General features: G+C 35.1%; 9 protein-coding genes. 5 read left to right on the plus strand and 4 right to left on the minus strand.

Annotation, left to right across the window (positions count from 1 at the left end; all coding sequences use genetic code 11):
• Positions 1-11: 11 nt before the first annotated feature.
• From J0383_RS08880 to J0383_RS08895, 4 genes are all read right to left on the minus strand, one after another.
• A complete protein-coding gene (locus tag J0383_RS08880) occupies positions 12-2,888 on the minus strand; it encodes an alpha-amylase family glycosyl hydrolase (RefSeq protein ID WP_207298048.1) in 2,877 nt (958 codons plus the stop codon).
• Between the two features lie 83 nt (positions 2,889-2,971).
• Positions 2,972-4,069: a SusE domain-containing protein gene (locus J0383_RS08885; protein ID WP_207298049.1), complete on the minus strand. Its 1,098-nt coding sequence runs from the start codon at positions 4,067-4,069 to the stop codon at positions 2,972-2,974.
• A 20-nt stretch (positions 4,070-4,089) separates the two neighbouring features.
• Positions 4,090-5,694 (minus strand): RagB/SusD family nutrient uptake outer membrane protein, encoded by a 1,605-nt coding sequence (locus J0383_RS08890; RefSeq protein WP_207298050.1) that lies wholly within the window; start codon positions 5,692-5,694, stop codon positions 4,090-4,092.
• A 35-nt stretch (positions 5,695-5,729) separates the two neighbouring features.
• Positions 5,730-8,711: a SusC/RagA family TonB-linked outer membrane protein gene (locus J0383_RS08895; protein ID WP_207298051.1), complete on the minus strand. Its 2,982-nt coding sequence runs from the start codon at positions 8,709-8,711 to the stop codon at positions 5,730-5,732.
• A 235-nt stretch (positions 8,712-8,946) separates the two neighbouring features.
• Here J0383_RS08895 and J0383_RS08900 point away from each other — a divergent pair, with 235 nt between their 5' ends.
• The 5 genes from J0383_RS08900 (at position 8,947) to J0383_RS08920 (ending at position 16,688) form a co-directional block, all read left to right on the plus strand.
• Complete coding sequence (locus J0383_RS08900; RefSeq protein WP_207298052.1) at positions 8,947-9,978, plus strand: LacI family DNA-binding transcriptional regulator; 1,032 nt, start codon at positions 8,947-8,949, stop codon at positions 9,976-9,978.
• A gap of 175 nt (positions 9,979-10,153) precedes the next feature.
• A complete protein-coding gene (locus J0383_RS08905; protein ID WP_207298053.1) occupies positions 10,154-11,509 on the plus strand; it encodes an MFS transporter in 1,356 nt (451 codons plus the stop codon).
• A gap of 22 nt (positions 11,510-11,531) precedes the next feature.
• On the plus strand, positions 11,532-12,188 hold the full coding sequence (gene pgmB / locus J0383_RS08910) for a beta-phosphoglucomutase (RefSeq protein ID WP_207298054.1): 657 nt from the start codon (positions 11,532-11,534) through the stop codon (positions 12,186-12,188).
• A 55-nt stretch (positions 12,189-12,243) separates the two neighbouring features.
• Complete coding sequence (locus J0383_RS08915) at positions 12,244-14,547, plus strand: glycoside hydrolase family 65 protein (RefSeq protein ID WP_207298055.1); 2,304 nt, start codon at positions 12,244-12,246, stop codon at positions 14,545-14,547.
• A 26-nt stretch (positions 14,548-14,573) separates the two neighbouring features.
• Positions 14,574-16,688 carry a glycoside hydrolase family 97 protein gene (locus J0383_RS08920; protein ID WP_207298056.1) on the plus strand — a complete coding sequence of 705 codons (2,115 nt, stop codon included), beginning with the start codon at positions 14,574-14,576 and terminating at the stop codon, positions 16,686-16,688.
• Positions 16,689-16,736 lie beyond the last annotated feature (48 nt).

Genomic DNA, 16,736 nt, shown 5'->3' on the forward strand with positions numbered 1-16,736 from the left:
ATTTTCAAGATTTATTTTTTAATAAATTTCATTACCTGAGTTTTATTATTCTCGTCTGAAGCTTTTACAATGTATAATCCTGCTTGTAATTCACTCACTCCAAATTGGAAATCTTTATTGGCATTTGAGGCAAAACTTTTCACTAATTGTCCCGAAAGCGAATACACTTCAACTTTTGCAAAAGCAGTATTTAAAGTAAAATAATTAGAAACTGGATTTGGATGAAGATTTACTGAATTTCCTTTTTCAAAATCTTCTATTGCCAGATTTGCCGTTTTGTTTCCGTAAATTCTGTATTCTCCTGGATTCAGACTTATTGGTGTATTTACATTGGAAACAGTAATGGTTGTATTATCCATTAAATTATACCATGTTCCAGTATATTGAAATCCTGTTGCAACATTTTGTGTTGTAGTATCAAAATTGGCGATAATGACAACATCTTTTAATTGTGTTGCAGCAAGGCTCGCATTTGTAATTTTTATATTTACACTTAATGAGTTTGCATTTGCAATTGTTGGCGTTCCTAAAAACACAGGCTCGGTTGTTTTAAGGGTAATCATTTTTGCCCAATCATTGTAAATCTTGCTGCGGTTTGAATCGCCTAACCAGTTTTCTGTCCATTGAGGTTGTGGTTTCGTATCTAATTTACAATCTCCTTGAAGTGTTGCTGATTCATCATTTACCGTTCCGTTGTTGCAAGTAAAAATAGAATCATCCATTCCTAATTCTCCAAAATGCCAGATCATTTTTGGTCCTGGAACCAATAACGAAACTGCTCCAATTGCAGACATTCTTGATAAAGCCGTATTTAATGTTTTTACATTATAAGATCCATTTGAAGCTCCGTATTGTACATTTTTATACATTAAACGTTCTTCATCATGACTTTCAGCATATCCCATTAAACGATTTGCTGTAAAACCACGGCTTGAACTTGCCATTCTTGAAATGTTACTATCTGTAGCATATCCCATTGATAATTGATTGTAAGGATTGGTCATTTTTCCCCACAACATAATTCCTTTGCTTGGCGTTTCATTAACCTTATAATCTGCCCATTGTTTTTCTTCGGCATCTGTACCTAAATGCTCAAAAATAGTATAATGCGTCGGGTCGATACTCCATGAAAAATCAGCGTATTTTTTCAGAATATCTACTCTATCCTGCTGATATGCATTTGTACAGCTTTCGTCAGATGCTGTACAAGCCTGAGTGAATCCTTTAGTTAAATCCCAACGGAAACCATCTATTTTATATTCTTCAATCCATTGTTTGATAACACGATTCACATAGTATTGTGTTTTTAAAGACTGGTGATTAAAATCTTCCCCTACGCTATAACTATGTTTTGCAGTCATATTGAAATATGGATTTTCGGCTGAAGGTGATCCAAAACCGTCTCCATCAGGATCTGTCATCCACATTCTTACCATTGGATTTCGTCCAAAAGCATGATTTAAAGCTACATCCAGAATTACTGCAATTCCGTTCTGATGATACAAATCGATAAGTTCTTTCAATTTATCTGAAGTACCATAAAATTTATCCAAAGCCATATGAAATGAAGTATTATACCCCCAGCTTTCATTACCTTCAAACTCCATTACCGGCATTAATTCGATCGCATTAATTTTCAGGCTTTTGAAATAATCGATTTTATCAATTAAACTTTGATAATTTCTTGCTGCATCAAAATCACGAACTAAAACTTCATAAACCACCAGTTTTTCTTTTGCCGGCTTCACAAAATTGGTAACCTGCCAATTGTAAGGAGTCTGCCCTGTTTTTAAAACCGTAACTTCAAACTGTTGTCCAGTAGGATAAGCAGGTAAATTTGGGTAAGAAGTATTTGGAATCCAAGAATCATCATATGGTGATAAAACCAAAGTAGAATACGGATCAGCCGTTTTTACCATTGCAGGTGAATTAGCAAGCGGAGTTGCATCTACAACCCAATATTGATACGTATTGTTGACACCAGAAACCAATCCGGTTAATTCCAACCAGAATTTCCCTGACGCGGGATCTTTTTTCATGGCATACGCCGATGTTGGCTGCCAATTATTAAAACTTCCAGCAACATAAACAAAATCCTTTAAAGGCGCATCCAAAACCAAAGTTGCTTTTGTAGCATCTGAAGCATTGTAATTAATTCCATCAACCAAACCAGCCGGCATCGCTTGAGAAACTGTATTTGGGTTTACCACTACTGAAAATTTCTTCGAAATTGTCGTTGCTCCTTGAACTGCAATTAATTCATAAGTCTGATTTCCGGTAACATTCGTATGCGTATAAGAATAAGCAGAAGTACTGGCATTAGTATTCAAAGTTACTCCATTCGCTTTTAAAGTATAACTAGCTGCTCCGTTTGTATTTGTGGCTGCAATATTAAAATTCGTTCCAGAAGAAATAATTGTAGTACTGTTTTCTATGGGTGAAGTCAAAGAAACCTGAAAAGATCCTACTTCAACTAAAATATCCTGAGATTTTTTGTCGCCAGTACCATCTTTTGCTTTTACAAGAAAACCAATTCTGCCTATTCCGTTTCTGTTAAAATATACAGATGGTGTGAAAGTTTTTGTATATGTATCTGTTCCTGCGTTGTATGTAAATTTGCTGGCTTCATTTGAAGCAGTCCAAGAACCATTGGACGGAGAATCCATTTGATTTGTATCGTTTACATCATAAGACCAAGACCAAAGGTATAAGGCATGAGTTGCACTTATTCCCCATGAAGTTTCATCGACACTGCTGCCATTAATTGTAATTGTAATTGATGTAGTATCATCAAATGTTGCAGGATTTATTGTGTATGTTACTGTCTGCACTTGAGCAGAAACAGCAAAAGAAAGCAATAAAAATAGTATTAGTAAAGTTCTTTTCATAATATAGTGGTTAGCTAAATAGTTAGTTGGATTAAAAAAGGGCTATCTGGAGATAGCCCTTTTTCAGTTATTAACTGAAGTTTTTATTGATTAGGAATCATCACATAACTTCCGTCTAAATCATTAAAATAAATTAGATATTTAGATTTTGATACTGGAATATTATCTCCTGTTCCACCTCCAGAGAAAGCTGTTTTACCTCCCCATGAAACATCCCAAGCATCATTTGCTCTAAATTTCATTTCACCATCATTTAGTGAAGTTACACCCAGTGTCCAAATGTGTGCATTGAAAGAAGATTTTACCATTGCAGTAGAAGCATCCCATCCTTTAGAAGTAGCGCTTCCGATGATACCTACTGTAGAATATATCGGAGCTGTAGCACCAGCAGCGTATGGTTCAAATGTATAGGTTAACTTTTGAACATCCATTTTAAATTTATAGTATCCATCAGCAGGTACTTCAATGCTTGCAGGATCAGCGTCGCCGTCTGTCGCTCTATAAACTAAAGCACCATTAGCACCTCCATACATTGGAGCCCAACTTCCTAAGTTTTTAATAGTTTTGAAATATCCTTTTTTAAAGAATCCTGTAAACACATACTCATTAGCATTTGTTCCGCTTCTGAATAAGATTTGATTCCCTTTGTTGTTATCCCATCCAGAAACAGTTGCATCTCCAACTAAATACCAATCTGAGAAATTATAGTCAACTTTCCCAACATAAGGAGTTACCGAAATTGTGATTACATCTTTTCCGGTTTGCACAAATCCTCCAGACACATTAGAAGCAATTTTTACATCATACATTGCAGCAACTTCTGGTTTACCACCTAGATCAATTGCAACTTGGTTTAAATCTTTAACTAATACTGAAGCTTCTGTAATACTAGTCGTAGTTGCAAGAGTTTTTGCAGCTGTAAAATCTCCGCCTTTTTTATCTATCAATAAAGTATATTTTATTGCAACACTTGTAGAATATTTTGCTGCTGACCATGTAAATTTAACAGCTTCATCTGCAGCTTTATCTACTTCTAAAACATAATTTTGTCCTGTAGTAGGGGCAGTAATTTCTGGTGCCGTAACAGCGTCAAGTACTGGTCTTTCATCTACAGCATCAGCATTACATGATACTGCCAATATCCCAATAAATACAATTAAAATTTTATATATATTTTTCATTTTACGAATTTATATAGTTGTTAGTATCCTGGATTTTGTTTCAAAGTAGGGTTTGCTTGAATTGTTTTAGCAGGAATAGGCATAAGATCTCTATATGACTCTGTAGCATTCCCATTCATCGTACCACCTTTCCATTGCCAGATTTTATCTCCACCTGTGAATTTACCAAAACGAATTAAATCTGTTCTTCTATGGCATTCCCAAAACAATTCTCTTCCTCTTTCTGCTAAAATAAAATCAAGATTCAAATTTGCAGCAGATATTGTAGCCGCTTGTGCTCTTGTTCTAATTTGGTTAATATAACCTACTGCGGTTGCAATATTAGCAGTACTAGCTCCTCTAACTGCTGCTTCAGCATACATTAAATAAGCATCAGAAATTCTGAAAACAGGAAAATCTGTATCTGGAATGTCTGTTCTTTGAGCTGGGGAACCATCAGATTTTTTGTTAATATATTTAGTTACAGCGTAACCATCTGTAAAAGTTCCAACATTGTTAATATCTAAAGACTGACCATCAGTATAGAAAGTTCCTCTTTTATCTGCTGTCGCTGTCGCATCAGGGAAAAGAGCTACAAACTCTTTACGAGTTCTAATACCTTGCCATCCTCCGTCCATACCTCTTGAAGCCGCATCCATGCTTCCTCCAATAGAGGCATGAAGAATAAAACTCATTCCTCCACCAGTTGCTCTAATAGCATTTCCATCACTAATGATTGGGAAAATAAATTCGTTTTGAGCACCATTTTTGTCATTATCTGCTGAAAATAGATAAGCATAAGGAACGTTTGCAAATGTGTATCCTGAATTAATGATTTCAGTACATAAAGTACCTACTTCATTATTTCTTTCTGTTCCAGTATATACTTTAGAGTTTAGATAAATCTGAGCTAATAAAAATTTAGCAGCCACTTTATCAATTCTTCCATATTCATTTGTTCTTGCGTTTGGCAGACTGCTGTCTAAATCTTTTAATTCAGATTCTACAAAAGCAAAAACTTCTGCTCTTGATTTTTGTACTGGATAAAAGAATCCTACTGGATCTGCTTCTGTAGTAATTGGCACATTACCAAACAAATCCATTAAATTAACATAAGAAAAAGCTCTTAAAAAACGTGCTTCAGCTCTAAAAGTGGCGATTTCAGCTTTTAAATTAGCATCAACACCTCTTGCATTAAGTTTTTCTTCAGTAGTTTGTCTCAAAAACTCATTTGCCAAACTGATATGATACGATGCTCTAGAATAAGTTCCGTATAAAAACTCATTTTGAGGAGACCATGTTTGTGTATTTAAAGTTGGTAAAGTACCATCGGCCCAAGCAATAATAGCTTCGTCTGTTGTAAATTCTTGAGTTACAAAAAGAAGACGTAAGTAACTGCTGAAATCTCCACTAAGACCCGCAATATCTGCCTGTCCATCACCGTCATTACCTCCTACATATAAACCAGCGTATAGTTTTGCTAATACTTGTTTGTACGATGCAGGATCCTGAAAAAAGGTTTCAGATAAAAATTCATCATCATCCTTTGGCGTAACGTTTAAATCGTCCGTACACGAAGTAAACGTCATACTTATTCCTAGAATGAATAGAAAGAAATAAGATATATATTTAAATGATATTTTCATTTTGTATGTTTTAAATTTTGTTTTTCAATGTACTATTAGAAACTTGCATTCACTCCAAACAAGAAAGTTCTAGCTCTTGGATAAACGTTACCATCAATTCCGTTGAATTTCTCCGGATCTAAACCATCATATTTTGTAAGTACAAAAACGTTTTGAACACCTGCTGAGAATCTTAAAGATGCCGCTTTTAATAAAGCTTTATCTAAAGTATAACCTACAGTTACGTTGTCTAATTTTATGAAAGAAGCATCTTTTACATAGTAATTAGATAAATAACGTTGAGTTCCATTATCTTCATAAGTAAATCCTGTATTCAAGTAATCTGAACTTACGTTTGATAAATCTGTTTGTCTTCTTAAAGCAGCATCAGAATACCCCATATTAGAGTTTACGTTATCAAAAATGTAATTTCCTAAACTTGCTCTCCAGTTCATTGTAAAATCAAACTTTTTGTAGTTTAAAGTAGAGAACAAACCAAATGTATAATCTGCTGTTGGTTTCTTGTATCTGTAACGATCTGAAGCATCAATCTTACCATCTCCATTTCTATCTACATAAGCTCCTGCAATTGGCTTTTTGTTTGCATCATATAATTGTTCGTAAACAAAAAATGAATTTGGAGCATAACCAACAGTATTGATCAACACTTTATTTCCATTTCCTCCTTTAATATTATCTCCTACTTCGTAACCTTGGAAACCTTCAACTGTTTGACCTAAACTTTCAATTTTTTGATCTAAATAAGTAGCATTAACTGCAACATTCCATGTTAAGTTATCTTTCTTAATAATATCCGATTGAAGACTGAATTCAAGACCTTTAGTTCTTAAATCACCAATATTATTAAATCCTTGATTTCTTAAGTTAGCTCCGTCAGGAACCAATACATCAGCTAATAAATCTGATGACTTTTTATCAAAATAGTTAATAGATCCAGTGATTCTATCTTTTAAGAATCCAAAATCAAGACCAATGTTCATCTCTGCCAACTCTTCCCATTTGATATTTTGATTATATCCTTCTGGTCTAGCTGTTCTATAAACAACACCATTAAATACATACTGAGTATTAACTGTACCAAGTGTTACTCTTCGTAAATAATCGTACTGAGCAGAAATATCCTGCTGACCCGTTGTACCATAACCTACTCTCAATTTTAAACTTGAAAGTGTTTCGTTATCTTTTAGGAATGACTCTTGAGCGATATTCCACGCAAAAGCACCTCCCATAAAATTACCCCATCTGTTTTCTTCAGAAAAACGTGAAGTTCCGTCTCTTCTGTAGTTTAAAGTCAATAAATATTTGCTATCCCAACCTAAATTCAAACGACCAAAAAACGATTGTAAATTGATGTCTGGATCAGTTATAACATCTTCATTTCTAGTTGCAGCTGGCTGTGTAAGTGCTCCAGACTGGTATTTTTCTTTTTGAAACAACTGATAGTTATAACCAGCTGTAGCGTCTAATTTAAGTTTTCCTAAATTTTTGCTGTAAACAAAATAAGTATTTAAATTTTTGTTTTGAAGATCGTCAGTGTAAGTATCATAGTTTCCTAAATTTACCCAGTTCCCACTGCTGTAAGGATTTGGTTGGTATCCTAAAACGCTTTCTGTACTTTGTCTATTGTAACCGCTGCTGTCAAATCTATCAATACCAGCTTCTGCCACAACTCTTAAATCTTCAAAGAAGTGGAATTTATAGTCAATACTAATATTACCCCATTTTCTGGTAGATTTAGATCTTTTGTCTTCTTGATTTATTCTCGCAAGCGGGTTTTTCGCAGGTAATAAGGCTACGTTTCCGTTTGATTCTAACCATTCAAAATATCCTCCATAACGAGAACCTGCCTGATAAGGAGATTGTGTAGGATCAAAGCTAATTGCCGAACCGATAACTGCGTCTTCATCTTGAAATTGATTTTTGCTGAAAGATAAATTTCCGCTAATATCAATTTTTAAGTGATTATCAAATAAAACTGGATTTAACGATATCGATGTCGTAGTTCTTTCAAAAGAAGTATTTCTTAAAATTCCAGGATTATCAACATTTCCAACAGATAAACGTACTGGCAATTTATTAAATAAAGCACCACTTACAGAGATATTATTGTTTGTTGTCAAAGCGGTGTGGAAAATTTCTTTCTGCCAGTTTGTACTTGCTGTGCCCATTAATGCTTTTTGAGCATCAGATCCTTTTTCATTTACAAAAGCACGGAACTGATCTGCATTTAATACATCAACTGTATTAGCTATTGTATTTACACCAACTTGTGAACTAAAATTAACTTTTACACCACCTTTAGTTCCTTTTTTAGTAGTAATTACGATTACACCATTTGCTGCACGAGAACCATAGATTGCAGCTGCAGAAGCATCTTTAAGAACTGTAAATGACTCAATATCATTAGGATCAATTGTAGATAAGATACTTGTAGCACCACTTGGAACCGCATTACTTAAAGGAAGTCCGTCTAAAATAATCAATGGATCATTTGAAGCACTTAAAGAAGATCCTCCACGAATTCTAATATCAGCTTTTGCTCCAGGAGCACCTCCTCCAACAACATTCACACCAGCAATACGTCCGCCGATTAAACTTTCTGGAGTTACGTTAATTCCTTTGTTAAATTCTTTCGATGAGATTTGAGATACAGATCCTGTTGCATCTTTTTTCTTAACAGTACCATAACCTACCTGTACTACAACTTCTTGAAGCTGGTTTGTATCTTCTTCTAAAGAAACGTTAAGAGTTTTTTGACCAGCGTAATCAATCGTTTGCGTTTTGTAACCAATAAAAGAAACTACGATTTTACTTCCGCTTTTAACATTTGACAGCTGGTAATTTCCATCAAATCCTGTTGATGCACCATTTGGAGCACCTTGTACATTTACATTTACTCCCGGTATTGGCTGACCTGTCGCTTTGTCTACAACAGTCCCTGTAAGAGTGTTTTGAGCTAACACACTAAAAGGCAACAATAGGAATAAAAATAACAACTTTTTGTAAATTGTTTTCATACTTTTTGTTTAAATTAGTTTGAGTTTGTGATTGTTAGTTAAGTTTTTAATTTTACTTCGAATTCCAAAATTATGAATTTATTAACATGCTCAACGAGAGACAATTTTTATTACTTTACGAAAACGTGGTAGTGTTGAAAACTTTCTATATTTTGTAATCTTTTAGCGTTAAAATTGTCAATTATAAAAATATCAGATACCTTTATTATTAATTAGATTTTTTTCAACTAATACCATGAAACGCAAAATAACCCTAAAACAGATCGCAAAGGAATTAGACGTATCCATTTCAACTGTCTCTAAATCACTTCGAAACAGTCTTGAAATTGGAGAAGAAACACGTCTAAAAGTTCAGGCTTTTGCGAAGTTTTACAACTACAAACCAAACAACATTGCCCTTAGTTTAAAAAACCGAAAAACAAAAAGTATTGGTATCATTATTCCCGAAATTGTACATTATTTTTTCTCTACTGTAATCAATGGAATCGAACAGGTTGCCAACGAGCACGGATACAGTGTAGTTATTTGTGTATCAGACGATTCTTTCGACAAAGAAGTTCTAAATATGGAGATGCTTGCCAACGGAAGTATCGACGGTTTTATCATGTCTCTTTCTAAAGAAACTCAGTACAAAGGCGACTTTCATCATATCACCGAAGTAATCAATCAAGGAATGCCCGTTGTAATGTTCGATCGTGTTACAAACGACATTTTATGCGATAAAGTTATTATTGATGACAAAGCCGCTGCGTATGAAGCTGTTCAAAGCTTAATTGACAGTGGACGAAAAAAAATTGCCTTAGTGACAACAGTGGATTATGTAAGTGTGGGTAAGCTTAGAACCGACGGTTATGAAAAAGCACTTCTCGACAACGGAATTCCATTCAATGAAGAATTAATTATTAAAATTGAAGATGTAGAAACCTGCGAAATAACCATCAGCCAGCTTTTACATGAAAGAGCTTTTGACGCCGTTTTTGCTGTAAATGAGCTTTTTGCCGTAACTATTATCAAAACAGCTAACAAAATGGGATTAAAAGTTCCTGAAGATTTAGCCGTAATTGCTTTTACTGACGGAATTATTTCAAAATACTCAACACCAACTATTACGACTGTAAGCCAAAGTGGTGAAAAAATGGGCAACAAGGCTGCTAAAATGCTTATTGAGCGCATAGAAGCCGAAGAAGACGATGATGAAGAACATACCGAAAATTACACCACAGAAGTTATAGAAACACATCTCATAAAAAGAGAATCTACTGACTAATTTTCTTAAAATCAATAAATTCCAAAGCCATAAAAAATATTTATGGCTTTTTTATTAGCGTAAATAAAAAAATAATTTATACTTTTACGCCCGTCAAGGCTTTTAGTTTTACTTCGAAAAAAACAGTAAGTTTTGATAAGCAAAGCGCTTATCGTATAATTTTCAAATTACGATAATGGAAAAGCGTAAATTAAGTTTCTGGGAAATTTGGAACATGAGTTTCGGTTTCTTGGGAATACAAATGGGGTTTGCACTTCAGAATGCAAATGCCAGCAGAATTCTTCAAATTTTTGGTGCCGATGTACACGAACTTTCATGGTTCTGGATTATTGCTCCCCTAATGGGATTAATAGTACAGCCTATTATTGGTCATTACAGCGATAAAACCTGGGGAAGATTCGGCAGACGAAAACCTTTCTTTTTAGTAGGAGCCGTTTTAGCTTCGGTAGGATTAATTTTAATGCCGCAAGCTAATATCTTCATTTCTGTTTTACCTGCGTTATGGGTTGGAGCCGGAATGTTAATGATCATGGACGCTTCTTTTAACATTGCTATGGAACCTTTCCGCGCACTTGTTGGAGACAATTTAAGAACAGATCAGCGTACTGCAGGATTTAGTATCCAAACTTCATTAATTGGTTTTGGAGCCGTAATTGGTTCAGCACTTCCGTACATTTTAACGAAATATTTTGGTGTGCCAAACAGCACAGTTCCAGGAAGCGTTCCGTTAAATTTGACTTTATCATTTATCATTGGTGCCGCCATTTTAATAGGTTCAATCTTAGTAACCTTATTTACAACCAAAGAATATTCACCAGAAGAACTGGCAAAATTTGAAGATCCTCAAAATGATGTGATTTCTGATTCTGAGGAAAAATCAAAAATCACAGACATCTTTACTGATTTTGCAAAAATGCCTGTCACAATGCGTCAGCTTAGCTGGGTACAATTCTTTTCATGGTTTGGTTTATTCGGAATGTGGGTTTTTACCACTCCGGCTATTGCGCATCATATTTACGGATTACCATTAAATGACACTTCAAGCCAGCAATATCAAGATGCTGGAGACTGGGTCGGAATTCTATTTGGTGTTTATAACTTAGTTTCTGCTATCGTCGCTTTGTTTTTCTTACCCTACATCGCTAAAAAAATCGGTCGAAAAGCAACTCATTCACTTTCATTAGTAATTGGAGGAATTGGTTTAATCTCCATTTATTTTATGCCAAATGAAGACTGGGTTGTATTACCAATGGTTTTAATTGGAGTTGCCTGGGCAAGTATTCTCGCTATGCCGTACGCCATTCTTGCAGGATCTATAACTCCTAAAAAAATGGGTGTTTATATGGGAATCTTCAACTTCTTCGTTGTTATTCCACAGATTGTAAATGCATTAATTGGAGGTCCAATCGTAAAATATCTTTACAACGGAGATGCCATTTATGCTTTAGTTACAAGCGGTGTCAGCTTTTTGATTGCTGCTGCTTTAGTTTCTAAAGTAAAGGACGTAGACGACTTTTCTCAAAAATCATAATTTAAGATAATTTCCCCCTAAGATGAACAAAAAAGCATTTATATTCGACTTGGACGGCGTAATCGTTGACACCGCTAAATACCACTTTTTGGCGTGGCAAAAAATCGCTCAGTCATTAAATATAAACTTTACACACGAGGACAACGAACTTTTAAAAGGCGTAAGCCGAGTTCGCTCGTTGGATATTATACTTGGATTAGGCAATGTTCAAGCTTCGCAAGAAGACAAAGACAAATGGCTGATTCAAAAAAACGAAGATTACTTATCTTATTTAGTAGACATGGATGAAAGTGAGATTCTTCCAGGAGTTTTAAAAATTCTAAAACTATTAAAAGAGAAAGATCAAGGAATTGCATTAGGTTCTGCCAGTAAAAATGCAAGACCAATTTTAGAAAAAACAGGCATCATCTCTTACTTCGATGTTATTGTTGACGGAAACGACGTTACCAATGCAAAACCAGATCCTGAAGTTTTCTTAAAAGCGGCTCAATCGTTAAACATTGATCCAAAAAATTCAATTGTATTTGAAGATTCTGTTGCCGGAATTCAGGCAGCAAATATCGCAGAAATGGTAAGTGTTGGAATTGGTGAGGAAACAATTTTACATGAAGCTGATCATATTTTTAAAGATTTCACCTTTATGGAAGAAAGCTTTATAGAATCATTGATCAACAAATAAAAAAATTAATCAATCAATCATAATCAATCAATCACAAAAAACACTGTAAAAACAAATGAATCAAGATTATATAAAACCAGACAATTGGTCCATAATAGAAGAAGGATTTGATGTCGAGAGAGTAAAATCGTCTGAAAGTCTTTTTAGTATCGGAAACGGTGCTATGGGACAGCGTGCGAATTTTGAAGAAACATATTCTGGCGAAACTTTCCAAGGAAGTTACATTGCAGGTATTTATTATCCAGACAAAACAAAAGTGGGCTGGTGGAAAAACGGTTATCCGAAGTATTTCGCCAAAGTTTTAAATGCTCCAAATTGGATTGGAATTGATATTGAAATCAACGAAGAAAATCTTGATTTACACAATTGTACCGAAGTTAGAAATTTCCGCAGAGAATTGAATATGAAAGAAGGATGGTACAATCGTTCTTTTGAAGCTGTTCTTAAAAACGGAACTGAAATCGCAGTAAATATCCGTCGTTTTCTTTCCTTAGATTTAGACGAAGCCGGAGTAATCAAATACGATATTACACCTTTAAATAAAGATGCAAAAATCGTTTACAAACCATATATCGATGCTGGTGTAACCAATGAAGATGCCAACTGGGAAGAAAAATTCTGGGAACCGCTTGAAGTTAAAAAAGGTACAAATGAAGCTTTTGTAACCGCTCAAACTTTCAAAACGCATTTTAAGGTTACGACTTTCATGCACAATACGATTTTGGCAAATGGTGAAGATGCGCATATTTCACCTTCAACAATCGATTCAACAACGGATAAAGTTCAGTACACTTACGGAACTATTATTGCAAAAGGACAAACCTCAACAATTCAGAAAATTGGAGGCTATACGGTTTCTTTAAACCACGAAAATACTTTAGCCGGAGCAGAAAAAGTAATTAAATCTGCTGTCGCTTTAGGTTACGAAACGCTGCTTCAAAACCAAATTGATGCTTGGGCAAAAATTTGGGAAATGTCAGATATCACAATTGAAGGTGATGTTAAAGCACAACAGGGAATTCGTTTCAACATTTTCCAATTGAACCAAACGTATTCAGGAAAAGACAGCCGATTAAATATTGGTCCAAAAGGATTTACCGGAGAAAAATACGGCGGATCTACTTATTGGGACACTGAGGCATATTGTATTCCGTTTTACATGGCTACAAAAGATCAGCAAGTGGCAAGAAACTTATTGACGTATCGTTACAACCAATTGGATAAAGCGATTGAAAACGCGAAAGACAATTTAGGTTTCAAAAACGGTGCTGCTTTATATCCAATGGTGACCATGAATGGTGAAGAATGCCACAACGAATGGGAAATTACACACGAAGAAATTCATAGAAACGGAGCGATTGCTTTTGCCATTTACAACTATTACCGTTACACGGGAGATTACTCTTATATTCCCGAAAAAGGTTTAGAAGTTTTAATCGGAATTGCGCGTTTCTGGCATCAGAGAGCTTCTTTTTCTAATGAAAAAAATCAATATGTAATTCTTGGAGTTACGGGTCCAAACGAATACGAAAACAACATCAACAATAATTTTTACACCAATTATATTGCAAAATGGTGTATTGATTTTGCTTCGGAACAAATTGAAAAAGTCGCTTCAGAATATCCTGCAGATCACAAAAGAGTGATGGAGAAAGTTACTCTTTCATCAGCAGAAATTCAAAAATGGAAAAAAGTGGCAGACAATATGTACTTTCCAGTTTCTGAAAAACTTGGAATCTATTTACAGCAAGATGGTTTCTTAGACAAAGAATTAGTTCCTGTAAAAGATTTAGATAAATCACAGCGTCCTATTAATCAAAAATGGTCTTGGGATCGTGTGTTACGTTCGCCATACATTAAACAAGCCGACGTTTTGCAAGGTTTCTATTTCTTTGAAGATCATTTTTCGAAAGAAGAATTAAAACGCAATTTCGAATTTTACGAATCATTTACAGTTCACGAAAGTTCGCTTTCGCCTTGTGTGCACTCAATTCAAGCTGCAGCTTTAGATAAAATGGATATGGCATATACCTTTTATCTAAGAACATCTCGTTTGGATTTGGATGATTATAATAAAGAGGTTGAAGAAGGTTGTCATATCACATCAATGGCCGGCACATGGATGAGTATCGTGGAAGGCTTTGGAGGAATGCGCGTGAAAAATGACCAGCTTCATTTCTCACCAAAAATTCCAAAAGAATGGAAAGGGTATTCGTTTAAAATCAATTTCAGAAATCAAATTTTGAAAGTTGCTGTAAATCACAACGAAACCACTTTTACTGTAGACGGCGATCAGGATTTAACAATTGTAGTGAATGGAAAACCACAAACAATAAGTAAATTCGCTCAAATAAATTAAATTACATACTCTAAAATCTAAAAAACATGAAAAACTTATTTTTCGCAAGTTTAGTTTTGTTTGCGGTTAGCTCCATTGCTAAAGCGCAGCAATTAAAATCTCCCGAAGGCAAGTTCGTAATGGAATTTTCGCTTCAAAGCGACGGAACTCCAACTTACAACTTAAAATACAAAAACAAAGAAGTTGTAAAAACCAGTAAATTAGGTCTTGAACTTAAAGATGATAAAAAGTCTTTATTGAACGACTTTACAATTGCTGACACTAAAACCTCAACTTTTGATGAAACTTGGAAACCAGTTTGGGGCGAAGTAGATCACATTAGAAATCACTATAATGAGTTAGCAGTAACTTTAAACCAAAAAAGTACAGACAGACAAATCGTAATTCGTTTTCGTTTGTTTGATGATGGTTTAGGTTTCCGTTACGAATTCCCAGCACAAAAGAATCTTACTTATTTTGTAATCAAAGAAGAAAGATCTCAATTTGCCATGACGGGAGATCACACTGCTTTCTGGATTCCTGGAGATTACGATACTCAGGAATACGATTATACAAAATCAAAATTATCAGAAATTAGAGGTTTATCTCAAAAAGCATATACTGCAAACGTTTCTCAAAAATCTTTTTCTCCAACAGGAGTTCAGACTTCTTTGATGCTGAAAACGGCTGACGGAATTTATATCAACCTTCACGAAGCCGCTTTGATTGACTATTCTTGTATGCACTTGAATTTAGACGACAAAAACTTAGTTTTCGAATCTTGGTTAACTCCAGATGCAAAAGGAGATAAAGGTCATATGCAAGCGCCAAATCACTCGCCTTGGAGAACCATTATCGTAAACGATGATGCTAGAGAAATCTTAGCTTCAAAAATGACTTATAACTTAAACGATCCATCAAAAATTGAAAATACTTCTTGGATTAAACCTGTAAAATATGTTGGTGTTTGGTGGGAAATGATTACAGGAAAAAGCTCTTGGTCATACACAAATGATTTCCCAACAGTTCAGTTAGGTGTTTCTGACTTTTCAAAAGCAAAACCAAACGGAACACACGGAGCAAACAATGCTAACGTAAAAAAATACATTGATTTCGCTGCTGCAAATGGATTCGACGCTGTTTTAGTAGAAGGTTGGAACGAAGGCTGGGAAGACTGGTTTGGACATTCTAAAGATTACGTATTCGATTTCTTAACGCCTTACCCAGATTTTGACGTAAAAGGTTTGCACGAATACGCTAAATCTAAAGGTATAAAAATTATCATGCACCACGAAACTTCAGGTTCTGTTCGTAACTACGAGCGCCACATGGATGCTGCTTACAAATTCATGAACGATAACGGATACGATGCTGTAAAAAGCGGTTACGTAGGTGACATTTTACCTCGCGGTGAAAACCACTACAGCCAATGGATTGTAAACCACTATCAATATGCAATCGAAAAAGCGGCTGATTACAAAATTATGGTGAACGCTCACGAAGCAGTTCGTCCAACAGGAATCGCAAGAACGTACCCTAACTTAATTGGAAACGAAGCTGCAAGAGGAACAGAATACCAAGCATTTGGAGGTTCTAAACCAAATCACGTGACTGTTTTACCTTTTACAAGATTAATCGGTGGTCCAATGGATTATACTCCGGGAATTTTCGAAATGGATATCAGCAAAATGAATCCAGATAACAAATCGCATGTAAACAGTACAATCTGTAACCAATTGGCTTTATACGTTACCATGTACAGCCCGTTACAAATGGCTGCTGATACTCCAGAAAACTACAACCGTTTTCCAGATGCATTCCAGTTCATTAAAGATGTTGCTGTAGATTGGTCAGAAAGTAAATATATCGAGGCTGAGCCAGGAGATTTTATCACTGTTGCCCGTAAAGCAAAAGGAACAAACAACTGGTTCGTTGGAAACGTAAACGGAGAAACTGCACGTACTTCGAACATCGATTTCAGTTTCCTTGAAAAAGGTAAAAAATATACCGCAACAATTTACGCTGATGCAAAAGATGCGCATTACAAAACAAATCCGCAAGCTTATACCATCAAGAAAATTGCTGTAACCAATAAATCAAAATTATCTCAATTTTCTGCTCCCGGTGGAGGATATGCGATAAGTATCATTGAAACCAAATAACACTTTAAAGGCAAGTAATTTCCCCCAAGATTACTTGTCTTTTTTTAA

Origin of the sequence: Flavobacterium endoglycinae (assembly GCF_017352115.1) — a bacterium.
In the GTDB taxonomy this organism is placed as follows: domain Bacteria; phylum Bacteroidota; class Bacteroidia; order Flavobacteriales; family Flavobacteriaceae; genus Flavobacterium; species Flavobacterium endoglycinae.